Source organism: Marinobacter sp. MMG032, from assembly GCF_040112695.1.
GTDB lineage: Bacteria > Pseudomonadota > Gammaproteobacteria > Pseudomonadales > Oleiphilaceae > Marinobacter > Marinobacter salsuginis.
Genome location: NZ_CP157802.1, coordinates 3,237,173 through 3,261,719 on the forward strand (window position 1 = coordinate 3,237,173; position 24,547 = coordinate 3,261,719).

General features: G+C 59.4%; 25 protein-coding genes and 1 pseudogene. 18 read left to right on the forward strand and 8 right to left on the reverse strand.

Annotation, left to right across the window (positions count from 1 at the left end; genetic code table 11):
- Positions 1 to 94 precede the first annotated feature (94 nt).
- Entirely contained in the window at positions 95 to 754 is a 660-nt protein-coding gene (locus ABNF92_RS14805) for a GntR family transcriptional regulator (protein WP_349342567.1), read from the reverse strand.
- A 251-nt stretch (positions 755 to 1,005) separates the two neighbouring features.
- Between ABNF92_RS14805 and ABNF92_RS14810 the strand changes: the two genes are divergently transcribed.
- Both ABNF92_RS14810 and gloA read left to right on the forward strand, forming a co-directional pair.
- Positions 1,006 to 2,142: an alkane 1-monooxygenase gene (locus ABNF92_RS14810; protein ID WP_349342568.1), complete on the forward strand. Its 1,137-nt coding sequence runs from the start codon at positions 1,006 to 1,008 to the stop codon at positions 2,140 to 2,142.
- Positions 2,143 to 2,474: 332 nt separating this feature from the next.
- Positions 2,475 to 3,023: a lactoylglutathione lyase gene (gloA, locus tag ABNF92_RS14815; protein ID WP_349342569.1), complete on the forward strand. Its 549-nt coding sequence runs from the start codon at positions 2,475 to 2,477 to the stop codon at positions 3,021 to 3,023.
- A 6-nt stretch (positions 3,024 to 3,029) separates the two neighbouring features.
- Here gloA and ABNF92_RS14820 read toward each other — a convergent pair whose 3' ends face one another.
- From ABNF92_RS14820 to atzF, 7 genes and pseudogenes are all read right to left on the reverse strand, one after another.
- Positions 3,030 to 3,983: a DMT family transporter gene (locus ABNF92_RS14820; RefSeq protein ID WP_273083308.1), complete on the reverse strand. Its 954-nt coding sequence runs from the start codon at positions 3,981 to 3,983 to the stop codon at positions 3,030 to 3,032.
- Entirely contained in the window at positions 3,980 to 4,633 is a 654-nt protein-coding gene (locus ABNF92_RS14825; RefSeq protein ID WP_349342570.1) for a lactate utilization protein, read from the reverse strand. The genes ABNF92_RS14820 and ABNF92_RS14825 overlap by 4 nt, the downstream gene beginning before the upstream one ends.
- A complete protein-coding gene (locus tag ABNF92_RS14830; protein ID WP_349342571.1) occupies positions 4,630 to 6,069 on the reverse strand; it encodes a LutB/LldF family L-lactate oxidation iron-sulfur protein in 1,440 nt (479 codons plus the stop codon). The genes ABNF92_RS14825 and ABNF92_RS14830 overlap by 4 nt, the downstream gene beginning before the upstream one ends.
- The gene (locus ABNF92_RS14835) at positions 6,066 to 6,845 is read right to left on the reverse strand and encodes a (Fe-S)-binding protein (protein WP_349342572.1); all 780 of its coding nucleotides are present in this window, start codon (positions 6,843 to 6,845) and stop codon (positions 6,066 to 6,068) included. The genes ABNF92_RS14830 and ABNF92_RS14835 overlap by 4 nt, the downstream gene beginning before the upstream one ends.
- Positions 6,846 to 6,997: 152 nt before the next feature.
- Positions 6,998 to 7,267, reverse strand: a complete 270-nt coding sequence (locus tag ABNF92_RS14840; protein ID WP_069184402.1) for a ComEA family DNA-binding protein — start codon at positions 7,265 to 7,267, stop codon at positions 6,998 to 7,000.
- 474 nt (positions 7,268 to 7,741) lie between these two features.
- The gene (locus ABNF92_RS14845) at positions 7,742 to 8,434 is read right to left on the reverse strand and encodes a GntR family transcriptional regulator (RefSeq protein WP_349342573.1); all 693 of its coding nucleotides are present in this window, start codon (positions 8,432 to 8,434) and stop codon (positions 7,742 to 7,744) included.
- 45 nt (positions 8,435 to 8,479) lie between these two features.
- Positions 8,480 to 10,295 (reverse strand): annotated as a pseudogene (gene atzF, locus ABNF92_RS14850) (allophanate hydrolase).
- Positions 10,296 to 10,647: 352 nt separating this feature from the next.
- Here atzF and urtA point away from each other — a divergent pair.
- The 16 genes from urtA (at position 10,648) to ABNF92_RS14930 (ending at position 24,530) form a co-directional block, all read left to right on the forward strand.
- Positions 10,648 to 11,955: an urea ABC transporter substrate-binding protein gene (urtA, locus tag ABNF92_RS14855; protein ID WP_349342574.1), complete on the forward strand. Its 1,308-nt coding sequence runs from the start codon at positions 10,648 to 10,650 to the stop codon at positions 11,953 to 11,955.
- Positions 11,956 to 12,047: 92 nt separating this feature from the next.
- Positions 12,048 to 13,646: an urea ABC transporter permease subunit UrtB gene (gene urtB / locus ABNF92_RS14860; protein ID WP_349342575.1), complete on the forward strand. Its 1,599-nt coding sequence runs from the start codon at positions 12,048 to 12,050 to the stop codon at positions 13,644 to 13,646.
- A gap of 3 nt (positions 13,647 to 13,649) precedes the next feature.
- The gene (gene urtC, locus ABNF92_RS14865; protein ID WP_349342576.1) at positions 13,650 to 14,774 is read left to right on the forward strand and encodes an urea ABC transporter permease subunit UrtC; all 1,125 of its coding nucleotides are present in this window, start codon (positions 13,650 to 13,652) and stop codon (positions 14,772 to 14,774) included.
- On the forward strand, positions 14,771 to 15,595 hold the full coding sequence (urtD, locus tag ABNF92_RS14870) for an urea ABC transporter ATP-binding protein UrtD (protein ID WP_349342577.1): 825 nt from the start codon (positions 14,771 to 14,773) through the stop codon (positions 15,593 to 15,595). The genes urtC and urtD overlap by 4 nt, the downstream gene beginning before the upstream one ends.
- Positions 15,595 to 16,293 (forward strand): urea ABC transporter ATP-binding subunit UrtE, encoded by a 699-nt coding sequence (urtE, locus tag ABNF92_RS14875; RefSeq protein WP_349342578.1) that lies wholly within the window; start codon positions 15,595 to 15,597, stop codon positions 16,291 to 16,293. The genes urtD and urtE overlap by 1 nt, the downstream gene beginning before the upstream one ends.
- Complete coding sequence (locus ABNF92_RS14880; protein ID WP_349342579.1) at positions 16,290 to 17,186, forward strand: urease accessory protein UreD; 897 nt, start codon at positions 16,290 to 16,292, stop codon at positions 17,184 to 17,186. The genes urtE and ABNF92_RS14880 overlap by 4 nt, the downstream gene beginning before the upstream one ends.
- 36 nt (positions 17,187 to 17,222) lie before the next feature.
- On the forward strand, positions 17,223 to 17,525 hold the full coding sequence (gene ureA / locus ABNF92_RS14885) for an urease subunit gamma (RefSeq protein WP_349342580.1): 303 nt from the start codon (positions 17,223 to 17,225) through the stop codon (positions 17,523 to 17,525).
- 10 nt (positions 17,526 to 17,535) lie between these two features.
- Complete coding sequence (locus ABNF92_RS14890; protein ID WP_136631679.1) at positions 17,536 to 17,853, forward strand: urease subunit beta; 318 nt, start codon at positions 17,536 to 17,538, stop codon at positions 17,851 to 17,853.
- On the forward strand, positions 17,850 to 19,553 hold the full coding sequence (gene ureC, locus ABNF92_RS14895; RefSeq protein ID WP_349342581.1) for an urease subunit alpha: 1,704 nt from the start codon (positions 17,850 to 17,852) through the stop codon (positions 19,551 to 19,553). Before ABNF92_RS14890 ends, ureC begins: the two co-directional genes overlap by 4 nt.
- A 21-nt stretch (positions 19,554 to 19,574) precedes the next feature.
- On the forward strand, positions 19,575 to 20,141 hold the full coding sequence (locus ABNF92_RS14900; protein WP_349342582.1) for an urease accessory protein UreE: 567 nt from the start codon (positions 19,575 to 19,577) through the stop codon (positions 20,139 to 20,141).
- Complete coding sequence (locus ABNF92_RS14905; RefSeq protein WP_349342583.1) at positions 20,113 to 20,826, forward strand: urease accessory UreF family protein; 714 nt, start codon at positions 20,113 to 20,115, stop codon at positions 20,824 to 20,826. Before ABNF92_RS14900 ends, ABNF92_RS14905 begins: the two co-directional genes overlap by 29 nt.
- 22 nt (positions 20,827 to 20,848) lie before the next feature.
- Positions 20,849 to 21,487, forward strand: coding sequence for an urease accessory protein UreG (gene ureG / locus ABNF92_RS14910; protein ID WP_349342584.1), 639 nt, complete (start codon positions 20,849 to 20,851; stop codon positions 21,485 to 21,487).
- A gap of 43 nt (positions 21,488 to 21,530) precedes the next feature.
- On the forward strand, positions 21,531 to 22,106 hold the full coding sequence (locus ABNF92_RS14915; protein ID WP_349342585.1) for a HupE/UreJ family protein: 576 nt from the start codon (positions 21,531 to 21,533) through the stop codon (positions 22,104 to 22,106).
- A gap of 171 nt (positions 22,107 to 22,277) precedes the next feature.
- Positions 22,278 to 23,075, forward strand: coding sequence for an NERD domain-containing protein (locus ABNF92_RS14920; protein ID WP_349342586.1), 798 nt, complete (start codon positions 22,278 to 22,280; stop codon positions 23,073 to 23,075).
- A gap of 61 nt (positions 23,076 to 23,136) precedes the next feature.
- Positions 23,137 to 23,721, forward strand: a complete 585-nt coding sequence (locus ABNF92_RS14925; RefSeq protein ID WP_349342587.1) for an NYN domain-containing protein — start codon at positions 23,137 to 23,139, stop codon at positions 23,719 to 23,721.
- Positions 23,722 to 23,867: 146 nt separating this feature from the next.
- Complete coding sequence (locus ABNF92_RS14930) at positions 23,868 to 24,530, forward strand: hypothetical protein (RefSeq protein WP_349342588.1); 663 nt, start codon at positions 23,868 to 23,870, stop codon at positions 24,528 to 24,530.
- Positions 24,531 to 24,547 lie beyond the last annotated feature (17 nt).

Consider the following 24,547-nt stretch of genomic DNA (forward strand, 5'->3'; position numbering starts at 1 on the left):
GCCAGGGATGGCGCGACCGAGCGTACAGGGAGGTATTTACAGCGTGTTTTGGAAAGCCCGACCATCTCCTCCGCTAGCACCAAATGTTCTTGGCCTAGGAAGCCAAAGCCTGCTGAATGAGAGACTTCTGGTGCTCCGCAAACTCCCGAATCAACGCCTGCGCCTTATCAGAATCCCGCGCCAGCACCGCCTGTGGCAGATTGGCAAAAAACTCACTGGTCTGCGCCAGATCCCGCCGATACCGATCCGCGCTCAGATAATAGGCCCGACTGACCGCTGGCTTGAAATTCGACAAAGCCTCCGTGAGATAAGGATTCCCCACCACCTCACAACAGGCATCCATCACATCAAAACTCGCCTCAACCACCCCGGAGATGTCGGCAGAACCCTCGTTGATCTTTTCAACAGCCTTGCTCACCGCCCCAAGCACCAGAGGCTTATCCTTCTCCTGCCAGCGCTCGCATAAACGCACCGCCATCATCATCAGCAAATGCATGTAGACATCGTAAAGCTCGGACGCATGGGCCGCGTCCAGCCGGGTTGCCGAAGCACCCTTGCGGGGCGTGATCTCCACCAGATGCCAGCGCTCCAGGGTGTACAGGGCTTCCTTCACCGAGGCACGACTGACCTTCAATTCACCGGCCAGGGTCGCCTCCTGAATCCGGTCACCGGGGCGAATCTGCCCGTTCATGATCCGCTCGGCCAGGTAATTGGCAATCTGCTCGGCCAGAGTGTTGGGCACCTGAAAATCCATAAAGGCTCTCTGAACAGGTCGTAAAAACCGGTCGGCTGCTGCGGTAAGCCGGCCGGCGTGGGGATGAGTGCGCATGAGTTTATCACAGCCTCTGAGTCTGACAGTCACAACGCCTTGATCCGCCGAGGCTTCCTGACATTTGTCAAAAAACTCCCGTCCATCGGTTGACGACTGATGTATTGTAGGACAATAATGCACGAAACAACAGGTGATCAGAGTTTCACCAACAAGCATTTGATGGAGATAACCCAATGAGCACGACGCAGTTATCGGTAAATCGCGAGGCCACTCGCCGGCGAATATTGCTTACCCTCAAGAAGTACAGCTACCTGATCGCCATGGTGCCGCTGGTGCTGCCCCCTCTGCTGCTGGCCGCCGGCCACGCCACTGATCTGGTAAACCTGTTTTCCTGGGGCGTCTCCGTCGTCGTCTTCGGGATCATTCCGGTGCTGGACATGCTGCTCGGCAAGGATTCCCTGAACCCGGATGAAGAAACCGACGTGCCAAGAATGGTCGGCGAGCGTTTCTACAAAGCCATCACACTGGGCTGGGTCGCCGGTTTCGCAGCCTTATTGGTCTGGAGCATGCTGGAACTGGCTTCCGGCACATTCAGCCTGATAGGAAGCATTGGCTGGATCGTCTCCATCGGCATCGTCGGCGGCCTCGGCATCAACGTCGCCCACGAACTCATCCACAAAGACGACAAACTCGAAACCCGGGCTGGCGGCTTCCTGCTGTCACTGGTCTGCTACGCCGGCTTCAAAGTCGAACACCTACGCGGCCACCACGTCCACGTCTCCACCCCGGAAGACGCCTCCTCATCCCGGTACAACCAGTCCCTCTACAACTTCCTGCCCCAGGCCTACGTACGCAACTTCCTCAACGCCTGGAAACTGGAAGCCGAACGCCTCCAACGCAAAGGCCACAAAGCCCTCAGCTGGCACAACGAACTGATCTGGTGGTACAGCCTCAGCGCCCTGGTACTGGCCGCCTTCACCATCGCCTTCGGCTGGCTCGGCGCCGCCTTCTTTTTGGGGCAGAGCTTCATCGCCTTCACCCTGCTGGAAATCGTCAACTACCTCGAACACTACGGTTTGCACCGCAGAAAACTCGAAAACGGCCGCTACGAACGCACCGGCCCCGAACACAGCTGGAACAGCAACTACTTCCTGACCAACGTCTTCCTGTTCCACCTCCAACGCCACAGCGACCACCACGCCTGGGCCAAACGCCGCTACCAGATCCTCCGCCACCACGACGTAGCGCCCCAACTACCAGCCGGCTACTCCGCAATGATCGTCCTGGCCATGTTCCCCCCACTCTGGCGGCGGGTAATGAACCCAAGAGTGGAGGCTTATTACAAAGGAGAAGAACACCAGTTGGTCTAACTCAAGAAAAAAAGGCGGGCTGACCCAAAAGTTCGGTCGGCCGGGGTATGAGGGGTAATTTCTGCAGGGAAACGACTGTCTGAGCAAAGCGAGTTCGGCTTCCCGAAAGAAATTACCCCTCATGCCTCGGCCAGCCCCCAACCCCAGATCGGCCTGAACTATAGGCCACCAAGCTTCAGAGCGTCTCTGAAGAAACGCCGGCCAAAAACCGGCCCTCAAGACCCCGGCGGTTCGTCTCTGGCCCCGGGGTCTTTTTTTGTGCCCTTGAAATCCCCCTGAAACGCACACAGGTATAACGTTTAAATCCTGCGAAAAAAGAAGGGAAAACCAACATGCCCAAGCATTTCGAACAGGCCCCTGGCCTCCACGAAGAACCCGTTCCCGAAACCGAAGGCTACGTATTCAACCAGACCATGATGCGCATCAAGGAACCCGAGCGCTCCATGGACTTCTACACCCGAGTGATGGGCATGCGCCTGGTTCGCAAACTGGACTTCCCCGAAATGAAGTTCACCCTGTATTTCCTGGGTTACCTGGATGATCGTCAGGCTGGCCTCGTGCCCCAGGACGACGCCCACCGGACCACCTACACCTTCGGCCGCGAAGCCATGCTTGAGCTGACCCACAACTGGGGCACCGAAGACGACAACGACTTTGGCTACCACAATGGCAATGACGAGCCCCAGGGCTTTGGGCACATTGGTGTTGCCGTGCCAGACGTCTATGCCGCCTGCGACCGGTTTGAAAAGCTCGGTGTGGAATTTGTGAAAAAGCCGGACGACGGCAAGATGAAAGGCCTGGCCTTCATCAAGGACCCGGACGGCTACTGGATTGAAATCCTCCAGCCGGACATGCTCGAGAAACAGCGTAAGGAAGACTGATCTTCCTTACTCCGCACCGGCCTCCTGGCCGGCTGCGGGTTTACGACCGTAGCGGGAGGCCACCACCACCGCTGCGGTCAGAATCAGCGCCCCCGCAATACCGATCGGCCCCAGAATCTCCTCCAGAAACACCCAGGCCAGCAGCGCCACAAATAGCGGTTCCAGAGTCACGATGATGCTCGACAGCGTTGCCGGTGTCGTTTTCATGCCTGTGAAAAAGCACACATACCCGATGCAGGTTGGCACCACGCCAACATAGATCACCATCAGCCAGTGGCCGAAGTTCAGGGTTTCCAGCCCCTCGAACCCGCCAGTCAGCGCCACCACCGGTAACAGAATCAGCGCCGCCGTAAAGAAACAGATAAACGCCGTGGTGAACACCGGTGTACCGGCAGAGCTGTAACGGCTGGTGAGCGTGAACCCGGTGTACACACAGGCGGCCAGTAACGCCACCAGAATGCCTGCGAGCCGGAGTGTACCGGTGGTGTCCATATCGCTGAGAACCAGCATGGCGGTGCCTGCAATGGCCGCGAACAACGACAGAACGGTTAAAAGGCTGGGCTTCTCTCCCAGCAGGGGCGCAGCCAGAATGGCCACCAGCACCGGAGGCAAACACAGCGCGATCAGGGTGGCAATGCCCGCACCGGTGAGGTCTACGGCCAGAAGGTAGCTGCCCTGGTAAAACGCCTGGAACAGACCAAGCGCCGCCAACGGAATCAGGGTCTTGCGCGTAAGGCTTCGCAGCGAACTACCGGGCACGCTGGCGCCCGGATTGGCGCGCTCAAGGCGTGCTTGCTCCCGCCGCATCAGCAGCCAGAAAAAGGGCAAGGCCACGGCCAGTCGCAGGAAGCCCAACGTAATGGCCTGCAGCTCGGTACCGGTAAACAGAAATTTCGCAACAATGCCCGTGGTCGCCCATAGCAGGGCAGCCAGGGCGATCAACAGGGCGCCTTGGATCATTCAATAATCAACACAATCAGCTCTTTGGGACCGTGAACACCGTAGGCAAGGGTTTGCTCGATGTCGGCGGTTTTGGAAGGGCCAGAGATTAGCAGGGCATTGGTCGGCATGCCAGCGGCCCAGTTCTGGGCCTGCATGGCTTCGTGGAAGGTGGTATAGAGTTCCGAGGCCTTCAGCACGGCAATGTGCACCGGCGGCACCAGGCTCATAAGCCGGGGTTCGTCGTCGTTTGGCCACAGGATCAGCGAGCCGGTCTCGGCAATACCGCCGCGGGTGGAGGTGATGCTGGCGTCCACCTCGTTGAACAGATGGGCCTGCCAGCTTTCGATGGGCTCATCGTAGATCAGCAGTTCCGGCAAGTCGTCACGGTCGGCAGAGCGTAGGGTCTGGCCAATCTGGTGCTGCTTTGGTACCAGCAGGTTTCGCGCACCGCGGGTATTCAGCACCTCAGCGAGGCGGTCCACCCAGCTGTCCTCGCTAACGTGATGCACCTCGCCATGTACGGACTCGATCATCTTCTCGAATCGTTCGATGCGCTCGTTGGTGGGCCAGTCCGGCCGTGCAAGCACCGAAAAATCACACTCAGGTACCGTCAGTTCGCCACCCGTCCGATTGCGCAAACGCTGAAGAATCGTTTCCCGGGAACTCATTGGCCACGCTCCTTCATCCGTTGGTGCAGAGTTTTGGCCGCCAGTTTGGGGGCCGTGCGGTAATCGGTCCAGGCGCCGGCTTTCGAGGGCTGCAACGCCCTGAATTTTGTCGCGGCGCTAGTGCCAAAGCGGTAAATGCCCGGGCTTGCGTGCATCCAGGCCCAGCCTTTCCAGATCAGTGCCTCTTTTGAGCTTCGCTTGGCACCATGGCCACGGACCTTGGCCGGGTGCAGGTTGTCACCATCCACCGATTCCTGACGCAGGCGCACCAGCAGATCCGGTATGGGAATCTTCACCGGGCAGACTTCGCCACAGGCGCCGCACAGGCTGGAGGCGCTGGGCAGGTGCCGGCCTTCGTCCAGGCCAATCAGATGCGGCATCAGGATTTTGCCGATGGGGCCCGGGTAGGTGGTGCCATAAGCATGGCCGCCCACTCGCGTGTACACAGGGCAATGGTTCATGCAGGCGCCGCAACGGATGCAGCGCAGGGTATCCAGCAACTCATCGTCCTGGTAGATCGACGAGCGGCCGTTATCCACCAGCACCAGATGAACTTCCTCGGGGCCGTCCAGCTCTTCGGCCTTGCGCGGGCCGGAAATCATATTGAAGTAAGTGGTGATGTGCTGGCCGGTGGCAGACCTTGTCAGCAGGGCGAGCAGGGCAGAGACGTCCTCCATGCTCGGCACCACCTTCTCGATGCCGGTTACGGCGATGTGGCACTTTGGCACCGTCGTGGTCATCCGGCCGTTACCCTCGTTTTCCACCAGACAGAGCGTGCCGGTCTCCGCCACCGCAAAGTTGACGCCGGAAACGCCGACATCCGCGTTCATGAACTTTTCCCGCAGCTGCTGGCGGGCACTGGCGGTGAGGTATTCCACATCGTTGGAGAGATCCGTGCCGGTTTTCTCGTGCATAAGCTCGGAGATCTCACCGGTATTCTTGTGAATCGCCGGCATGATGATATGCGAGGGCGTCTCATCCGCCAACTGCACGATGTATTCGCCAAGGTCCGATTCCAGGGCTTCAATGCCCTCTGCTTTCAGGTAATGGTTCAGCTCCATTTCCTCGGAGACCATGGACTTGCCCTTGATCACCGTCTTCGCATCCCGGGCCTTGCAGATATCCCGCACGATCCGGCAGGCTTCGTCGCCGTCCACCGCCCAGTGCACCTTGATTCCGTTTTCAGTCAGCTTTTTCTCAAGCTGCTCCAGCAAGTCGGGGAGATTGGCCAGGGCCCGCAGCCGAACATTGGCGCCTAACTCCCGGAGGGTTTCCAGGTCCCAGCCCTCGAACGCCGTCTTGCGCTTGGACATCAATCCGTCCATGGCGCTGCGGAAGTTCTTGCGGATCTTGGGGTTATGAATGGCCGCCTGAGCCCGCGGGTGGAACTCTTTTACGTCGATGTGATGGCCAGTGTGCTCGGCTGTCTCGCTCATGACTGCTGCCCCCCTTTGCCCCGGGTGCGCGACCACAGGAAACTGAGAATGTGCTGGCCTTCAACAGGCTTCTGGTTCTTCTCGGCGTACCCGGCAATGTTCATCAGGCAGCCGCAATCGGTGGTGACAAACTGTCTGGTGCCTGCCTCCACCAGTGCATCTACTTTCTCGCTCACCATGGCGCCGGAAATCTCCGGGTGGCGAACCGCAAAGGTACCGCCAAAGCCGCAGCATTCCTCCGGCCGAACCTGCTCCACGAGATTCACATTCTTCAACTGGCCCAGGAGCTTTGGCCCTACCTCGGCCACGCCCATTTCACGGCGGGCGGAGCAGGAGGTGTGCATGGCAACCGTGGTGGGCTCACCCAGGTCTTCCAGTTTGATATGGCAAACGTTCAGCAGAAAATCCGTCAGCTCCCAGACCCGGCCAGCCACCTCGGCGGCTTTGACTTCATCCGGAGTGTCCTTGAACAGATCCGGGTAGTGCTTGCGCATCATCCCGCCACAGGAGCCGGACGGCACCACAATGGGCCAGTCGCCAGGAAACAGGTCGAGCTGGGCTCGGGCTACCGATCGGGCCTGGTCATGGTAACCGGAGGTGTAGGCCGGCTGGCCGCAGCACGTCTGGTCCTGCGGGAACAGCACCTCAATGCCTTCACGCTCCAGCAGCTCCACGCCGGCGATGCCTGCATCCGGGTAGAACATGTCCACCAGACAGGTGCCGTAGAAATACACTTTTGAAGGTTTGGATGGATAAACCTTGATGGGATCAACCATGGGCCGACGCTCGTCATTTTTGAATTGTTATCCAGCAATAATAGGGTGGCGAGCGCGGTGTTGCCAGACGACTTTATGGGCAGCCGGAAATCGAAAATGGAGCGATGCAGGAAGGGAAGAAGGGCAGCGGCAGCGCGCCACTGCCCGGGGTATTACTTGACGGTCAGGCGCGCAGCATTTTTCTCGATGGTGCGCTCGCCAATGCCTTTTACGTTTGCCAGATCTGCAGTCACTGCAAACGGGCCATTGGCTTCGCGATAGGCAACGATGGCTTCAGCCTTGCTCTGGCCAATGCCGTTCAGGCTGGCGAGGGTGGCCACGTCGGCGGTGTTGATATTGATTGCGGCTTCCTGGGCGTAAGCAAAACCGGTAACCAGGCTGAACAGCAGAATGAGGGTTGCGAAAAGCGGTGTGCGCTTCATGGGTGTAAGCTCCTGAGGCTAATTTGCGTTATTGGTGTGGTGCCAGGGCGCAAAGCAGCAGAAGCGAAATGTAAGAGGAGAGCAGAAATGTCTGTGGGGATGGGGAGTGCACGGACGGGACCACATTCCTTGTGATCCCCGATTCCGTGGCTGACCCCTGCCTGTTCCTTCAGGCGTGCGACTCATCCTGAGCGCGTCTTCCCTGTGGTCATCCCTGTAAGCCCTGATCCTTTCGGCAACTCCATATCCATGGAGTTTTCATCCTTGCGGCTTCGATCCTTGAAGCTCTCGTCCTTGGGCCAACATTCCTTGCTGGCTTGTCATCCCTGACAATGACAATTCTACTGTGGTTAGAATTCCTACCTATCGGAGAATCGCTCCGGGGGCTGTGCGATATGTCTTACAGATTTGTAAGCATTTCGGAGGCGAGCAAAATGAACCAGAATTCAGTATTTGCAGGGCCTTCGAGGCAATTTATTGCCCGCCGCGGTGGGCCTCAGCGGCTTCGCGGATTCGCTCCATCGTAATCTCCCGAACCGCCTTCTGGCTGGCACGGATATGGCGGGTCAGCCGATCGGCGGCCTCGCTGGCCATGCCGCTCCTCAAGGCTTCCAGAATGGCCGCGTGCTCAACGTAGGTGGCGTCCACCCGTTCTTCCCGGCTGAAGTCCAGGCGCCTCACAATCCGGAGCCGGTCGGTGATCTCCCGATGAATCCGCGTCATTTCCCGATTCCCTGCGGCGGCGACCAGATCGCAGTGAAAGCTTTCGTCCAGCATTCGGACCGTACTGCCCACCGCGCGCTCCGAAGGATGATCCGGATTCCAGAGAGCGGTGAGTGTGCGCAATGCTTCCGGTTTCTCAGCCAGGCCACAGATCTTGTGCACGGCCGCCCGCTCGAGGGTGATACGCAGGTCATAGAGCTCTTCCACTTGCCCGAAATCAAACGGTTTTACCTGCCAGCCACTGCGGAACAGCACCTCCACATGGCCCTCCCGCTGCAAGCGGTAAAGCGCCTCCCTGACGGGTGTCCGGCTCACATTCAGGCGGGTTCCGATATCTCCCTCGCTGAATCGGTCGCCCGGAAGCAGCCGGAACTCGAAGATGTCCTCTTTCAGGGCTTCATACACCCTGTCTGCCACGGACTCTTTTCTTCTTTGGTTTGCCATTGGCTCCGATTGTCCCCCGTCAGGCGCCAGATTTACCCGCCATACTCAGGATCTGGAGGCGATATAGGCGCGCCAGCCACCGAATTCCGTGACATCCTCTGCACCCTCAAAACCATAGCCTTCGCAGATAAAACCGTTTACCCATCGGCCATCCGCCAGTTCAACGTTGCCAATACCAAGGGGCGCTGGAATCAGATCCACAAAGGAGCCGAAGGCGGAGGCGGGCATCTCCCAGACTTCCACAATGATCGCCTCCCCCTCGCCCGGGGCCGCGCGCTTCAGCCCGGGCTTCGGCGGTGTGGTGTTTGGCAGGGCGAACAGCCGGTAGTTGGCCGAGGTTGTGGTTTGCTCAAGCAGCACCGCATGGCGCTCACCGAGCTGCGTGTTCAGGGGCATGCCACTGAGGTGGGCGCCAACAACCGCCACCTTGATGGTGGGTGTGGAAATGGCGGCCCCGGGTGTCTCCTCGGGGCGCGCCCGGGCGGTAGCACCCAACGGTGTGGGGTGTGAATTCAGCCACTGGCAGGCCAGGTGTTGCAGCTCCGCGTCTTTCCAAGCGCCGCTGATCAGGGTAACGCCAAAAGGCAGGCCGTCATCCCGGAATCCCGCTGGCACAGCGAGGGCGCTCATGTCGGCCAGGTTAACGAAATTGGTGTAGGTGCCCAGTTGGCTGTTAAGGGTCACCGGGTCTGCATTCACCGCTTCCATGGTGGGCGCGGTCGGAGCCGTGGGTACCAGCAGGGCATCCACGTCTGCCAGCAGCTCATCGATCTGGCGAAGCAGTTCTTCTTTGCGGTAAAGGGCCTTGAACGTTTCGGTGGCGCTGAAGTTCGCAGCCTTGCTGATAATGCTTTTGACCACCGGATTCATCTCATCGCCATGGCTGGCCATGAACGATTCCACGGCCGCATGGCGCTCTGCCACCCAGGGGCCTTCGTAGAGCAACGCGGCGAGTTCCAGCAGGGGGCTGAAGTCCATAGGAATCAGCTCCACGTTCTGCTGACGCCACTGGCTGATGGCCGTGTTCCAGGCCGCTTCCGACTGTTGATCGCCAAACCAGTGCGGATGCTCGGGAATGGCGAGTCGTTTAATGGGTCCAGGTCGCCGAAGGGCGGCGCCATCAAGCGGTAAGGCGTCCGGGGACTTGCGCGAAAAGGCATCGCCGGCGTCGAAGCCGGCCAGAGTATCCGACACCAGGCCGGCGTCGTTTACGGTGAGCGCAAAAATGGATACGCAGTCCAGCGAACGACAGGCCGGCACCACGCCGCGAATGCTGAACAGCCCTTTGGTTGGCTTGAGGCCCACCAGATTGTTCAGCCCGGCAGGCACCCGACCGGAACCGGCGGTGTCGGTACCCAGGGCAAAAGGGACCAGCCCTCTCGCGACAACCGATGCTGAGCCGGAGCTGGAGCCGCCGCTGATAACTTCCGGTTTGAACGTGTTCGGGACTGCACCATAAGGGGAGCGTGTGCCTACCAGGCCGGTAGCAAACTGATCCAGATTGGTTTTGCCAATCACCACGGCACCCGCGGCCTTGAGTCTGGCCACGGTGTGGGCATCTTCCGCCGGCGTGTAGGCGAAGGCAGGGCAGGCTGCGGTTGTTTCAAACCCGGCCACATCAATGTTGTCTTTCGCCGCAAACGGAATGCCGTAAAGAGGCAGCGTGCTGATATCGCCACCAGCCTTCTCGAGCTGCTCATCCAGCTCAGACAGCGCGTTACCCAGCCCCTCCTGGTCCAGAATCGAGATCCACGCAGCATCGTTTGAATCGAGGCCGGTCAGCAACTCTCCCAGCAGTAACCTGGGCGTAGCGCCCTCCTTAATAAGCGTTCTGCCAGTCCTTGATGGTCCATCCGAGCATTGAAGGCATTCGTTTTCCTCATGTGCGTTATCAACTTGTATACATGAGGAATGGCAATGCCTGTGCCATCTACCGATTTTTATCGATAGTGACTGAAAAACATAAGGTTATGAGTTTTTTTGATGCACAGAGCTATTCAGATCTGCCCGCATCAGGTGCGGGCGCACCAAAAACGCTCATGAATGCTGTGCTCTGGAGGCATGTTTAGTGGTGCTGGCCTGCGGAATCTGCCTTGTATACTAGATAACTAATTGTTTTTTAATGAGATGTGAGGGGTGTGGAACAGCAGATGCAGAGGCCCTGCTGCGTTTTAAGACGAACTGCATACCTAACTAAGAAAAGGACGCCTGAAATGACCATTAAAAAACACGTGAAACTTGGCCTCTCTGCACTCGCACTTTCCATCTCTTTTAATTCCCTGGCGGCGGAAGATCCCATCAAGGTGGGTATCCTGCACTCTCTGTCCGGCACCATGGCCATCAGTGAAACCGTTCTGAAAGACACCGTTGAAATGCTGATCGAACAGCAGAACGCCAAAGGCGGTGTGCTTGGTCGTCAGATGGAAGCGGTTGTTGTAGACCCGGCCTCCAACTGGCCGCTGTTCGCCGAGAAAGCCCGCGAGCTGCTGGCCCAGGAAAAGGTCGACGTAATCTTCGGTAACTGGACCTCGGTTTCCCGTAAGTCCGTGCTGCCGGTGGTGGAAGAGCTGAACGGCCTTCTGTTCTACCCGGTTCAGTACGAGGGTGAGGAATCCTCCGAAAACGTTTTCTACACCGGCGCTGCGCCCAACCAGCAGGCGATTCCTGCGGTTAACTACCTGATGAACGAAATCGGGGTAGAGCGCTGGGTTCTGGCAGGTACCGACTATGTATATCCGCGTACCACCAACAAGATCCTTGAGACCTACCTGATGGACATGGGTGTGGCCAAGGAAGACATCATGATCAACTACACACCGTTTGGTCACTCCGACTGGCAGAACATTGTCTCTGACATCAAGCGCTTCGGTTCCGCCGGCAAGAAGACCGCCGTGGTTTCCACCATCAACGGTGACGCCAACGTACCTTTCTACCGTGAGCTGGGTAACCAGGGTATCGCGGCCTCCGACATTCCGGTAGTTGCCTTCTCCGTGGGTGAGCAGGAGCTCTCCGGTATCGACACCGGCCCGCTGGTTGGCCACCTGGCTGCCTGGAACTACTTCATGAGCGTGGACAACGACGCCAACTACGACTTCATCGACCAGTGGATTGAGCACACCGGCAACGAGCAAGCCGTAACCAACGATCCGATGGAAGCGCACTACATCGGCTTCAACATGTACGTGGAAGCGGTCAAGAAGGCCGGCACCACCGACGTTGACGCGGTGAAAGACGCCATCATTGGTGTCACCGTACCCAACCTCACCGGTGGCTACGCCGCCATGATGCCCAACCACCACATCACCAAGCCGGTACTGATCGGCGAGATCCAGGATAACGGCCAGTTCTCCGTTGTCTGGGAAACGCCGTCGCTGGTCGCTGGCGATGCCTGGTCTGACTACCTGCCGGGTTCACGGGACATGATTGCCGACTGGCGCAAGCCTATGTTCTGCGGAACATTCAACACGGCAACCGGCACCTGTGGCGCGTCTGCGGGCGAAATGGCCGCTGAAGCCGAGTAAGGCTCAGACGGTAAAGCACCATCGACAGCCGGGGGAGAGTTACGCCCCCGGTTGTTGCCCCGCAACACGCTTGAAACAGACAGGACACTCTCATGAGCATCTGCCGATCGCTCACACTGTTGCTTATCGCCCTGATTTCCCTCGTGTCGCTTCCTGCAACGGCTCAGGACGACGACCCTGGCAAGGCTCTGCTGATTAACCTCGCAGAAGCACCGGCCAGCAAGGTGGAAGAGGCGGTGAACGCCATTGTCAGCAGTGGTGATGAACGGGCCAGGGGCTGGCTCGAAGCCTATGGAAACAACCGCCTGAGCCGGGTAAAAGACACCGGGCAGGTCGTACTGGTACTGAACAACCGGGGCAGGGACTGGGAAATCGCCGATCCGCTGACCGGAGAGAACATGGGTGAAATGTCCCGCCGTGAGCTGGACAGAGTCGCCATCAACAACCGTATTCGGGGGCAGCTTGAAGGCATCCTGGCCATGCTGGACCTGAACGCCAAAGACCCGGATGTACGTGAAGCGTCCGCACAGGACATGATGGGCAAGGTGGATGCCTCCCTGGTTGAGCCGCTGGAAGCGCAGTTGGCCAAGGAAGAAGACGCCTCCGTCCGCAACCGAATTGAAGAAGCCCTGGCCATCTACCGGGTAGGCGAGGGTAACCTCGATGCAGTGGATGTGCTGGCTGGCAGCCTGCACCCACGCGCTCGCGCCGCCCTCAACGAAGCCGTCCGCAGCGATAACCAGGCGCTGGCCGCAAGAGCCACCAAAGCTCTGGACAGCATCGAACAGAAGCTGAAACTCAACCGCGCCGCCGAGACCCTGTATTTCGGCCTGTCGCTCGGTTCGGTTCTGGTCCTCGCCGCCATCGGCCTGGCCATAACCTTCGGCGTGATGGGCGTGATCAACATGGCCCACGGCGAACTGATCATGCTGGGGGCCTACACCACCTGGGGCATGCAGCAGCTGTTCCCCGGCCAACCCGGCCTGGCACTGATTCTCTCGATTCCCGCCGGCTTTCTGGTGGCCGCCACCGCCGGCATCATCATCGAACGCAGCGTGATCCAGTATCTGAAAGGCCGGCCGCTGGAAACCCTGCTGGCCACCTTCGGCATCAGCCTGATCCTGCAGCAGCTGGTGCGCACTGTGATCTCGCCCCAGAACCGCACCGTGGTAACCCCGGACTGGATGAGCGGCTCCCTGGTGATCAACGACGCCCTGTCACTCACGCTAAACAGGCTTTATGTGCTGGCCTTCGCGCTGATTGTCTTCGCCGGCCTGATGCTGATCATGCGCAAGACCCGCCTGGGTCTGGAAGTGCGTGCCGTTACCCAGAACCGGGCCATGGCCCGATCCATGGGCATCCGAGCCACCCGGGTGGACATTATGACCTTCGCCCTGGGCTCCGGCGTGGCCGGCCTGGCCGGGGTGGCGCTGTCCCAGCTCACCAACGTGGGGCCGAACCTGGGCCAGAACTACATCATCGATTCGTTCATGGTGGTGGTGTTCGGCGGCGTCGGTAACCTCTGGGGCACCCTCATTGCCGGGCTTTCCCTGGGCACCATCAACCAGCTGCTCGAACCCTGGGCCGGTGCCGTACTCGCCAAGATCATCGTGCTGGTGTTCATCATCCTGTTTATCCAGAAACGGCCGAAGGGGCTCTTCCCCCAGAAAGGCCGGGCTGCGGAGGGTTAAGCTATGTGGTTAACAAGACCCTTGCAGGAACGTTCAACCCAGATCTTCCTTGGCGTGCTGTTCGCCGCCCTGGTGGTGGTGAGCTTCCTCCACGTGTTCATGCCCGAGGACAGCGCCCTGCATGTCAGCGCTTTTACCGTCACGTTGCTGGGCAAGTACCTGTGTTACGCACTGCTGGCGGTGGCGGTGGACCTGGTGTGGGGTTACCTCGGTATCCTCAGCCTGGGCCACGGCGCCTTCTTTGCCCTCGGCGGTTACGCCATGGGCATGTACCTGATGCGCCAGATTGGTGATCGCGGCGTGTATGGCGATCCGATCCTGCCGGACTTCATGGTGTTCCTGAACTGGCAGGAGCTGCCCTGGTTCTGGCACGGGTTCGATATGGCCTGGTTCGCCTTCATCATGGTGCTGCTGGCCCCGGGCCTGCTGGCCCTGGTGTTCGGCTTCCTGGCTTTCCGCTCGCGGGTGACCGGGGTGTACCTCTCCATCATCACCCAGGCGCTGACCTTCGCCCTGATGCTGGCCTTCTTCCGCAACGAGATGGGCTTTGGCGGTAACAACGGCCTCACCGACTTCAAGGACATTCTCGGCTTCAACCTGCGCACCGACGCCACACGACTCGGGCTGTTCATCGCCACCGGCATCGCCCTGGCCATCGGCTACGTGATTTGCCGGGGCATCGTGACCAGCAAGCTGGGCCGGGTGAGCGTGGCCTGCCGCGATGCCGAGGCCCGTACCCGCTTCCTGGGTTACCGGGTGGAACGGGTTCAGCTGTTCGTGTTCGTGGTGTCTGCCATGCTGGCGGGCGTGGCCGGGGCGCTGTACGTGCCTCAGGTGGGCATCATCAACCCCAGTGAATTCTCGCCTCTGTTCTCCATCGAGATCGTGGTGTGGGTGGCCCTGGGCGGCCGGGCAACGCTTTATGGCGCGGTCATCGGGGCGCTCCTGGTGAACTACGCCAAAACCGTGTTCACCGGCATCATGCCAGACGCCTGGCTGTTCGCCCTCGGGGGCTTGTTCGTGCTGGTCACCGTGTTCCTGCCCAAGGGCATTGCCGGGCTGCTGCAAAAACGCCGCAAGGCCAAAGCCGATGACGATACACCTGCCGGGCAGGAGGCCACCGCATGAGCATTTTCAAGGAACTGGCTGACCGGGAGCACGTGTTCGAATTTCTCACCGAGGTGCAGTCGCCGGTTGACGTGCGCCACGGCCCCATCCTGTACATGGAAGATGTGAGTGTGAGCTTTGATGGCTTCAAGGCCATCAACAACCTCAACCTCACTATCGACGACGGCGAGCTGCGCTGCATCATCGGGCCCAACGGCGCGGGCAAGACCACCATGATGGACATCATCACCGGGAAAACCCGCCCGGACACCGGCTCGGTGTGGTTTGGCAGCCGACACAACCTGCTCACCATGAACGAGCCGGACATCGCCACCCTCGGCATCGGGCGCAAGTTCCAGAAGCCCACGGTGTTCGAAGCCCTCACCGTGTTCGAGAACCTGGAACTGGCCATGGCGGCGGACAAGCGGGTATTCCCGACGCTCACCGCCATCATGAAAGCCGAATACCGGGACCGCATCGACGAAGTCCTGGAAATGATCGGCCTGGAATCCCTCCGTGACCGCCTCGCCGGCATCCTCTCCCACGGGCAGAAGCAGTGGCTGGAGATCGGCATGTTGCTGATGCAGAAGCCCCGCCTGCTTCTGGTGGACGAACCTGTTGCCGGCATGACCGAGCAGGAAATGGAACGCACCGCCGAACTGCTCACCAGCCTGGCCGGCAAACAGTCGGTTGTGGTTGTGGAACATGACATGGGCTTTGTGCGCTCCATCGCCCGCAAGGTAACCGTGCTGCACCAGGGCAGTGTGCTCGCCGAAGGCACCATGGACCAGGTCTCCAACGATCCGGAAGTGATCAAGGTGTATCTCGGGGAGGAGGCGTAATGCTGAAGATTGACAAGCTCAACCAGTTCTACGGTGAAAGCCACACCCTCTGGGATCTCGACCTGGACGTGCCCCAGGGCCAGTGCACCTGCGTGATGGGCCGCAACGGCGTGGGCAAGACCACCCTGATGAAATGCATCATGGGCGAGGAAACCACCAAGAGTGGCCGTATCGAGTTCGCCGTCGATATGGAACTCACCAAAAAGAAAGTGGAAGACCGCTCCCGCCTGGGCATTGGCTACGTGCCCCAGGGCCGCCAGATTTTTCCGCTGCTCACCGTGGAAGAAAACCTGCGCACAGGGCTGGCGGTGCGCAAGGACGGCAGCAAGAAAATTCCCGAGCGGGTGTACGAGCTGTTCCCGGTACTGAAGGAAATGAAGCATCGCCGCGGTGGCGACCTCTCTGGCGGCCAGCAACAGCAGTTGGCCATTGGCCGGGCCCTGGTAATCGAACCGCGCCTGCTGATCCTGGACGAACCCGGGGAGGGCATCCAGCCCAACATCGTGGCCCAGATCGGCGAGGTTATCCGCAAGCTGATAGAGGAAGACGGCCTCACCGTGTTGCTGGTGGAGCAGAAGCTGCCGTTTGCCCGTAAATACGCCGACCGCTTCGCCATCCTCGATCGGGGCCGCCGGGTGGCGGACGGCGAAATCGCCGAGCTGACCGATGAACTCATCAAGAAGCACCTGACCGTATGACCGCCTACCAGCCCATCACCGCCCACACGTCCGGCCATCGTTTTGATGGCGAACGGCGCTGGGCCGCAGCTATCGATCTGGGGTTTGAGGCGCGCAGCGAGGGTGATCCTGTGACGGTGACCCGTCTGGTACGCCGCCGGCACATTGGCCCGTTACGGGTACAGCGCCCCTTCTACCCGGAAGGTAAAACCGGTTGCTGCCACGTGTATCTGCTGCACCCACCCGGTGGCCTTGTGAGCGGCGACGAACTGCGCATCGAGGCGTCGGTAGCGGAAGGCGGGCACGCCCTGCTCACCACCCCGGCCGCCGCCAAACTCTACAAGGCCGACAGCCACGGCGTGGCCTGGGGCCAGCACACCCGGTTGCAGGTGGCGAAAGACGCCATCCTCGAATACCTGCCCCAGGAAACCATTGCCTTCGATGGCTCCCGGGGGGAGCAGACCACCACCATCGAGCTGGCCAGCGGTGCCCGAACCCTGGGTTGGGAAGTCCTTGCCCTGGGCCGCCCGGCCAGCCGGTTGCCGTTTGCTTCCGGCGCTCTGGAACAACGGTTTCACCTGAGCCTGGATGGCAAGCCCCTGTGGCTGGAGCGTCAGCTTCTGGACCCCACCCACCGGCGGTTCACCGGCCACTGGGGCCAGGGCGGAGCCACCGTGCAGGCCACCCTCTGGGCCGTCGGCCTGGAGGATGAAGCCGCCGCCATTGAATTGTTGAGAGAACAACTGCCGGACAACAACCGCTGGGCCGTCACATGGCGCCGTGGGGTGGTCCTGTTGCGTTACCTGGGCACCGAGCGCAACGAAGTCTGGGCCCTGTGCGAGCAGGCCTGGCACCTGTTGCGACCCATGCTCGCCGGTGTGCCGGCCCACACACCCAGAATCTGGCTTACCTGACGGCGTTAGCCGCAACAGAGAGAGAACGGAGTCACCATGGAACTCACCCCAAGAGACAAAGACAAGCTGCTGCTCTTCACCGCCGCCCTGCTGGCGGAACGCCGGAAGGTCAAGGGCCTGAAGCTGAACTACCCGGAAGCCGTGGCGCTGATCAGCGCCGAAATCATGGAAGGCGCCCGGGAAGGCCGCACGGTGGCTGAACTTATGAGTGCCGGCACGGAAATCCTCACCCGTGACGACGTGATGGACGGCGTGGCCGACATGGTGCACGAGGTGCAGGTGGAAGCCACCTTCCCGGACGGCACCAAGCTCGTCACCGTTCACAACCCGATTGTGTAAGGAGACCGACATGACCCCCGGTGAATACCAGATCCAGGACGGCGACATCGAACTCTGCGCCGGCCGTGAACGCATCGAGCTCGACGTGTCCAACACCGGCGACCGCCCGGTGCAGATCGGCTCCCACTACCACTTCGCCGAGGCCAATCCGGCGCTGGATTTCGACCGAGCCAAAGCCCGCGGCTACCGCCTCGACGTGGCTGCCGGCACCGCCATCCGCTTCGAGCCCGGCCAGACCCGCTCGGTGACCCTGATTCCGTTTGCAGGCAACCGGGAAATCTACGGCTTCCGCCAGGAAGTGATGGGCAAGCTGGAGGGCAAGGCATGAAAACTTCCAGACAAGCGTACGCCGACATGTACGGCCCCACCGTGGGCGACCGGGTTCGCCTGGGCGATACCGAGCTGTGGATCCAGGTGGAAAAGGACCATACCCACTACGGCGATGAAGTGAAATTCGGCGGCGGCAAGGTCATCCGTGATGGCATGGGCCAGAGCCAGCGCTGCGACGCCGCCGTGATGGACACCGTGATCACCAACGCCCTCATCCTCGACTGGTGGGGCATCGTGAAAGCCGACGTGGGCATCCAGAAAGGCCGCATCGCAGCCATCGGCAAGGCCGGCAACCCGGACACTCAGCCAGATGTGACCATCGTCATCGGCCCGGGCACCGAAATCATCGCCGGTGAGGGCAAGATTCTCACCGCGGGCGGCATCGACCCCCACATTCACTTCATCTGCCCCCAGCAGGTGGAAGAAGCCCTGATGAGCGGCATCACCACCATGCTCGGCGGCGGCACCGGCCCGGCCACCGGCACCAACGCCACCACCTGCACCCCGGGCCCCTGGCACATCGGCAAGATGCTCCAGGCCGTGGACAGCCTGCCCATGAACATCGGCTTCCTCGGCAAGGGCAACGCCAGCCTGCCGGAAGCGTTGGAACTGCAGGTGAAAGCGGGCGTGATCGGCCTCAAGCTGCACGAAGACTGGGGCACCACCCCGGCCAGCATCGACAACTGCCTGACAGTGGCGGACCAGTTCGATGTGCAGGTGGCCATCCACACCGACACCCTGAACGAATCCGGGTTTGTGGAAGACACCCTGGCCGCCTTCAAGGGCCGCTGCATTCACACCTTCCACACCGAAGGCGCCGGCGGCGGCCACGCCCCGGACATCATCACCGCGTGCTCCAAGGATTACGTGTTGCCGTCGTCCACCAACCCCACGCGGCCTTACACCGTTAACACAATCGACGAACATCTGGACATGCTGATGGTGTGCCACCACCTGGACCCGAACATCCCGGAAGACGTGGCCTTCGCCGATTCCCGCATCCGCCGGGAAACCATCGCAGCGGAAGACATCCTGCACGACATGGGCGTGATCTCCATGATCTCCTCCGACTCCCAGGCCATGGGCCGGGTGGGCGAGGTGATCTGCCGCACCTGGCAAACCGCCCACAAGATGAAAGTGCAGCGCGGCTTGCTGCCGGAAGACCAAGAACTGGGCGCCGACAACTTCCGCGCCAAACGCTACATCGCCAAGTACACCATCAACTCCGCCATCACCCACGGCATCGCCCATGAAGTGGGTTCCGTGGAAGTGGGCAAGCTGGCGGACCTGGTGCTCTGGAGCCCGGCGTTCTTCGGCGTGAAACCCGCCTGCATCATCAAGGGCGGCATGATCGCAGCGGCGCCCATGGGCGACCCGAACGCCTCGATTCCCACGCCCCAGCCTGTGCACTACCGCCCCATGTTCGGCGCCTTCGGCAAAGCCGCCAGTGCCACCCGCCTGACCTTTGTCAGCCAGGCCGCGCTGGATGCCGATATTGGCAAGGAGCTGGGCCTGGACAGCCCGCTGTCTGCCTGCAAGGGCGTGCGGGAAGTGCGCAAGGGCGACATGAAACTGAACGACGCGTGCCCGCACCTCACCGTGGACCCGCAAACCTACGAAGTACACGCAGATGGCGAGTTGCTCACCTGTGAGCCCGCCACCGAACTGCCCCTGGCCCAACGTTACCATCTGTTCTGAGCCGGGCACTGGAGAAAGACTATGTTGGAACTGACAAAACGACTGAGTGAACAGGAAGCGGCCGGGATCGAGAGCTCCGAGATTCTCGACAACCTGATCCTGCCCTACGAACTGCGCATCCGTGGCCGCTTGCGGGCCACCACCGAAACCAAGGTGGACGTGGGCCTGTTTCTCGACCGCGGCCCGGTACTGCGTGACGGTGACCTGCTGCAGGCCAGAACTGGCGAGATCATCCGCGTCCGAGCGGCGGAAGAGCAGGTGGTGACCGCCCGCATCGAAAACGGCCAACCCCTGGCGCGTTTGTGCTACCACCTGGGCAACCGCCACGTGACTCTGGCCATCGGCATGGACGACAAGGGCGCCTATGTGCGCATCACCCCGGACCACGTGCTGGAAGAACTGGCGGAGCGCCTCGGCGCCACGCTGATTCACCACACCGCCCCGTTCGATCCGGAACCCGGCGCCTACACCCAGGCCGGGTATTCCCACGGAAACGGTCACAGCCACGGCCATTCCCACGGGCACAGCCATTCACACGACCACGATCACGGGCATAGCCATGGCCACAGTCACAAGCACACCCACTGAAACCGGCGCGGCCCCGGCTGGCGATCTGGCCCTGCTGGGCCTGATGCAACTGGTGAGCCCGGCACTGCCCATCGGTGCTTTCGCCTGGTCCCAGGGCCTGGAAAGCGCCTTCGAACTGGGCTGGGTGAACAACGAAGCCGAACTGGCCGAGTGGGTTGAAGGCTTGCTGGAAGACGGCCTCAGCCGCTGCGAACTGCCGCTGCTGGCGCGCTTGCTGACCGCGTGGGCCGAAGGTGATGCCATCACGCTGGCAAAGTGGAACGACTGGCTGCACGCCACACGGGAAACCGCCGAACTGAGCGACGAAGACACCCGCCTCGGCGGCGCTCTCGTCACCCTGCTGCGCAACCTCGAGCTGCTGCCAGAGCCACACCTTATTCCGGAAGAGCCGGGCTACATCACCATGTTTGCCTGGGCCGCCCACAAACGGTTTGTGCCCGTGCGCCAGACGCTGCTCGGCTTCGCCTGGGCCTGGCTGGAAAACCAGCTCGCCGTCGCCTGCAAAGCCTTGCCCCTGGGGCATACCGCCGCGCAACGCATCATCGAACAGCTGCGCCCGCAACTGGTGGCGGCGGTGGACACTGCCCTGGAGCGAGACGATCACGAACTCGGGCCCATCCTGCCGGGACTGGCGCTCGGAAGTGCCTTACACGAAACACAGTATTCACGGCTTTTCAGAAGCTGAATAACAATTGAGGAGATCTGCCATGACACATTGTCTGAGAGTTGGAGTCGGCGGCCCGGTTGGCTCCGGTAAAACCGCGCTGCTGCGCCAGCTGTGCAAAGCCCTGCGGGACCACTACGACATCGCCGTGGTGACCAACGACATCTACACCCGGGAAGACGCCGACTTCCTCCTGCGCCACGAAGCCCTGGCCGCAGACCGCATCCTCGGCGTAGAAACCGGCGGCTGCCCGCACACCGCCATCCGCGAAGACGCCTCCATGAACCTGGCGGCCATTGACGACCTGCAAAGCCGCCACCCGAACCTGGAACTGGTGCTGGTGGAATCCGGCGGCGACAACCTCTCCGCCACCTTCAGCCCGGAACTGAGCGATCTCACCCTGTACGTGATCGACGTTTCCGCCGGCGACAAGATCCCCCGCAAAGGCGGCCCCGGCATCACCAAATCCGACCTGCTGATCATCAACAAGATCGACATCGCCGAACAGGTGCACGCCTCCCTGGACGTGATGGAGCGGGACAGCAAGAAAATGCGCGGCGAACGCCCCTTCGTGTTCACCAACCTGTACGACGGGGTAGGGCTGGAGACGATCATCAGCTTCATTCTGGAGCGGGGCATGCTGCCGGAACGCCGGCCTGAAAAATTGGCGGAAACCGCTTGAGCCAACCGACTTCGAACGACTTGAGAACCATCAGGAGAAAACCATGAAACTCACAGCCAAACTCCTCACCGCTGCCGCGCTGCTGACTGCTTCCGCCACAGCCATGGCCCACTCCGGCCACGCCGAAGGCGGCTTCACCAGCGGCCTGCTGCACCCCATGCTGGGCCTGGACCACCTGCTGGCCATGGCCGCCATCGGCTTCTGGAGTGTGCGCCAGAGCAAGCACATGAAAAACGCCACCCCGGCCTTCGTGATCGGCGGCATGATCCTCGGCGCCACCCTCGCCTGGGGTGGCCTGACCCTGCCGGGCGTGGAAACCGGGATTACTTTCTCCGTGCTGGTCGCCGGTATCCTGATTGCCACACTGGCGAAATTGCCCACGGCTGTGGGCGGTACTCTGGTTGGTGCGTTCATGCTGTTCCACGGCTTTGCGCATGGTGCTGAAATGCCTGCAGGTGCGACACTCGCCGCTTACCTGGCCGGGTTCTCCATCGCTACGCTGGCGATCACCTGCGCCGGCCGTGGGCTGGGTAGCTTGATGCTGAACGCGGATAGCCGGTTCAGTCGTGGGGTTGGTGGTGTGTTGGCGGTTGCGGGGGCGTATCTGGCGGCTGCCTGATACGCACGTTTAGACGACCAGAAAGCAGACAACAAAGCCGCTCGGGAAACCGGGCGGCTTTTGTTGTATCGGGTTTACTAAATTTTACGTCTCGCGGGTAGGAAGTTTCCTAAGGATTAGGCTAGTGTGTCGTTATAAGAATAGTATAAACGCCGCTGTTAAGGATGACGGATGGACTACACCCAGCTACTGCACGCCCTCCAGAACAACATTCAGAACGAGATTTGGTATCTGATTCCACTGCTTATCGTGGCGGCGGTTATCAAATCGCCCTGGTTCAAAGGCAGAGCCGGGGAAGCAGTGGTTAATCTCTCCGCCAAACTCTCTCTCGATAAAACCCGTTACCACCTCATCAAGAACGTTACCCTGCCCACGGAAGACGGCACCACCCAGATCGACCACATCATCGTTTCTCAGTACGGGGTCTTTGTGGTGGAAACGAAGAACATGAAGGGCTGGATCTTCGGTAACGCCAAACAGCGGTATTGGACCCAGAAGATATTCAAGTACTCGCAGAAATTTCAGAACCCGCTGCATCAGAACTACAAACACGTTAAGACACTGCAAAACCTGTTGGACTTGGGTGATGAGCAAGTGTTTTCGGTAGTGGTCTTTGTGGGGGATTCTACATTCAAAACGCCCATGCCGAAGAACGTGACTCACGGTGGTGGGTATGTCCGTTATATCAAAGCCCAAACCGAGCAGCGGCTGTCTGACGCTGAGGTTCAGAAGGTGATCGAAACCATTGAATCCGGGCGGCTGGCGGCTACGTTCAGAAATCACCGGAAGCACGTGGCGCATGTGAAGGAGATTGCGGCGAAGAAAATCAGTGAGCCACTTTGTCCGAAGTGCCAGGGTGAGATGGTAAAGCGCACGGTGAAGCGTGGAGAGAATATTGGGAAGGAACTTTTTGGCTGTAAGGCATTTCCCAAGTGCCGGGGGATGGTTGGTACTTCGTTATTGCAGTGACGAAGCTTTCAAATGATTTCAATAACGAAGCGCGATATCTAATCACTGTTAGGATCAGTAAATGACACATCACGTAATTGGCTTTGTCGATGGAGAAAATCTTGTTGCTAGATACCAAGCAATGGTTTCTGAAGGCAAAGTGCCCCGTAGCCAAGTGAAACATATGAAAGATGTATTAATCTGGCACCCTAAGGTAACAACTCAGGCTTTATGTGACTTTACTAGGTTGTCGTATTATCAAACTGTAGTTGGCGATGACGTTAAACTAAATAATATAAGGGAGAAGATCTCAAATATTGAGTATCAATTCCACCCGTCGCCCGAAGGTGAAGATGATTCTGAGTTTTGTGGAAGTCTATTCCCAAAGGTTTACAAAAAAGAAACAAAAAAAGCTAAGACGAAAAGTGTTGATATCAATTTAACAGTAGATGCGTTGAGGCATGCGCGTCAGGAAAAATTTGACGTGATTTTCATATTCAGTGGCGATGGAGATTATATCCCGTTGATCGAAGAGATTTCCCGGCAAGGTAAGCAGGTGTGGGTTGCTGCCTTTTCAAGTGGGTTGAACCACGCGTTGAAATATTCAGCAGATGAATTTTTTGACTTGGATGAAATATTTTTTGAAGTTGATGGGACAAAATCCTAACAATTGGCTGTTGTCGGACGTACCTACGCTGGCGCTCCGGTGCGCCGCAGAGCCATGGCGTTGGCATCCAGGGGGGGAGTGTGGGCGTATGTAGCAAATGTGGAAACCCAGTTGAATTTAGATACGTCAAAGGAAAATGCATTCCAATGCATTTTGACGGTGGGTGTGTTGTCTCAAGTTCAAGAGTTAACGATTATTCTGGCTACAATACCGCGGATAACAGTGCGTGCTTTGGCACTACCTGTCCTGAGTGCGGAGATGAGATATTCTTCGTTCGGCACAATGGAGGAAGTGTATGGTTAGACCCTCCTTTGGGTTGGCCATGGTATAAACATGGCTGTTTTTATTCTGAAGAGAAAGCTGCAGGTCTTTATGAATCAGCTTTGGTGACGAATCAAGAAGCAGAAGAGCTGAAAAAATACGCCAACGCCGAAATCGGGATCGTTAAAAGAACCTGGGTGGAACCAAATAGGAATTATACAGATATTGTGTTGGATTTTGGACGGCCGGACACTGATGAAGTCCGAGTAAAGAATAATGCCGGATTCTTATTGGGAAAGCTATGTGTTTTAGAACGGGAAAAGGAATTGATATGGCCATTTTATGAGTCAGAATATGTTTTTACCTTGTATGATCCTGAAAAACACACATATTTTGTGCCGCCTCCCATAGTAAAAACTGATAACAAAGCAAAGAAGCGAAAGTTGTCTCGTCAGGAGTTGGTTCAATGCAGCATATGTAACTGTAAGGTTTTAAAGAAAAGATTGCGCAAGCACATGAGTAAGGTTCACAGCAATAAAAACAAGTAGCTGAACCGGACTCGCTA

What these genes read in the sequence shown, in the direction of transcription:
- ABNF92_RS14805 (WP_349342567.1), bottom strand. Translation starts at nt 754, where the DNA reads ATGGATTTTCAGGTGCCCAACACTCTGGCCGAGCAGATTGCCAATTAC.
- ABNF92_RS14810 (WP_349342568.1), top strand. Translation starts at nt 1,006, where the DNA reads ATGAGCACGACGCAGTTATCGGTAAATCGCGAGGCCACTCGCCGGCGA.
- gloA (WP_349342569.1), top strand. Translation starts at nt 2,475, where the DNA reads ATGCCCAAGCATTTCGAACAGGCCCCTGGCCTCCACGAAGAACCCGTT.
- ABNF92_RS14820 (WP_273083308.1), bottom strand. Translation starts at nt 3,983, where the DNA reads ATGATCCAAGGCGCCCTGTTGATCGCCCTGGCTGCCCTGCTATGGGCG.
- ABNF92_RS14825 (WP_349342570.1), bottom strand. Translation starts at nt 4,633, where the DNA reads ATGAGTTCCCGGGAAACGATTCTTCAGCGTTTGCGCAATCGGACGGGT.
- ABNF92_RS14830 (WP_349342571.1), bottom strand. Translation starts at nt 6,069, where the DNA reads ATGAGCGAGACAGCCGAGCACACTGGCCATCACATCGACGTAAAAGAG.
- ABNF92_RS14835 (WP_349342572.1), bottom strand. Translation starts at nt 6,845, where the DNA reads ATGGTTGATCCCATCAAGGTTTATCCATCCAAACCTTCAAAAGTGTAT.
- ABNF92_RS14840 (WP_069184402.1), bottom strand. Translation starts at nt 7,267, where the DNA reads ATGAAGCGCACACCGCTTTTCGCAACCCTCATTCTGCTGTTCAGCCTG.
- ABNF92_RS14845 (WP_349342573.1), bottom strand. Translation starts at nt 8,434, where the DNA reads ATGGCAAACCAAAGAAGAAAAGAGTCCGTGGCAGACAGGGTGTATGAA.
- urtA (WP_349342574.1), top strand. Translation starts at nt 10,648, where the DNA reads ATGACCATTAAAAAACACGTGAAACTTGGCCTCTCTGCACTCGCACTT.
- urtB (WP_349342575.1), top strand. Translation starts at nt 12,048, where the DNA reads ATGAGCATCTGCCGATCGCTCACACTGTTGCTTATCGCCCTGATTTCC.
- urtC (WP_349342576.1), top strand. Translation starts at nt 13,650, where the DNA reads ATGTGGTTAACAAGACCCTTGCAGGAACGTTCAACCCAGATCTTCCTT.
- urtD (WP_349342577.1), top strand. Translation starts at nt 14,771, where the DNA reads ATGAGCATTTTCAAGGAACTGGCTGACCGGGAGCACGTGTTCGAATTT.
- urtE (WP_349342578.1), top strand. Translation starts at nt 15,595, where the DNA reads ATGCTGAAGATTGACAAGCTCAACCAGTTCTACGGTGAAAGCCACACC.
- ABNF92_RS14880 (WP_349342579.1), top strand. Translation starts at nt 16,290, where the DNA reads ATGACCGCCTACCAGCCCATCACCGCCCACACGTCCGGCCATCGTTTT.
- ureA (WP_349342580.1), top strand. Translation starts at nt 17,223, where the DNA reads ATGGAACTCACCCCAAGAGACAAAGACAAGCTGCTGCTCTTCACCGCC.
- ABNF92_RS14890 (WP_136631679.1), top strand. Translation starts at nt 17,536, where the DNA reads ATGACCCCCGGTGAATACCAGATCCAGGACGGCGACATCGAACTCTGC.
- ureC (WP_349342581.1), top strand. Translation starts at nt 17,850, where the DNA reads ATGAAAACTTCCAGACAAGCGTACGCCGACATGTACGGCCCCACCGTG.
- ABNF92_RS14900 (WP_349342582.1), top strand. Translation starts at nt 19,575, where the DNA reads ATGTTGGAACTGACAAAACGACTGAGTGAACAGGAAGCGGCCGGGATC.
- ABNF92_RS14905 (WP_349342583.1), top strand. Translation starts at nt 20,113, where the DNA reads ATGGCCACAGTCACAAGCACACCCACTGAAACCGGCGCGGCCCCGGCT.
- ureG (WP_349342584.1), top strand. Translation starts at nt 20,849, where the DNA reads ATGACACATTGTCTGAGAGTTGGAGTCGGCGGCCCGGTTGGCTCCGGT.
- ABNF92_RS14915 (WP_349342585.1), top strand. Translation starts at nt 21,531, where the DNA reads ATGAAACTCACAGCCAAACTCCTCACCGCTGCCGCGCTGCTGACTGCT.
- ABNF92_RS14920 (WP_349342586.1), top strand. Translation starts at nt 22,278, where the DNA reads ATGGACTACACCCAGCTACTGCACGCCCTCCAGAACAACATTCAGAAC.
- ABNF92_RS14925 (WP_349342587.1), top strand. Translation starts at nt 23,137, where the DNA reads ATGACACATCACGTAATTGGCTTTGTCGATGGAGAAAATCTTGTTGCT.
- ABNF92_RS14930 (WP_349342588.1), top strand. Translation starts at nt 23,868, where the DNA reads ATGCATTTTGACGGTGGGTGTGTTGTCTCAAGTTCAAGAGTTAACGAT.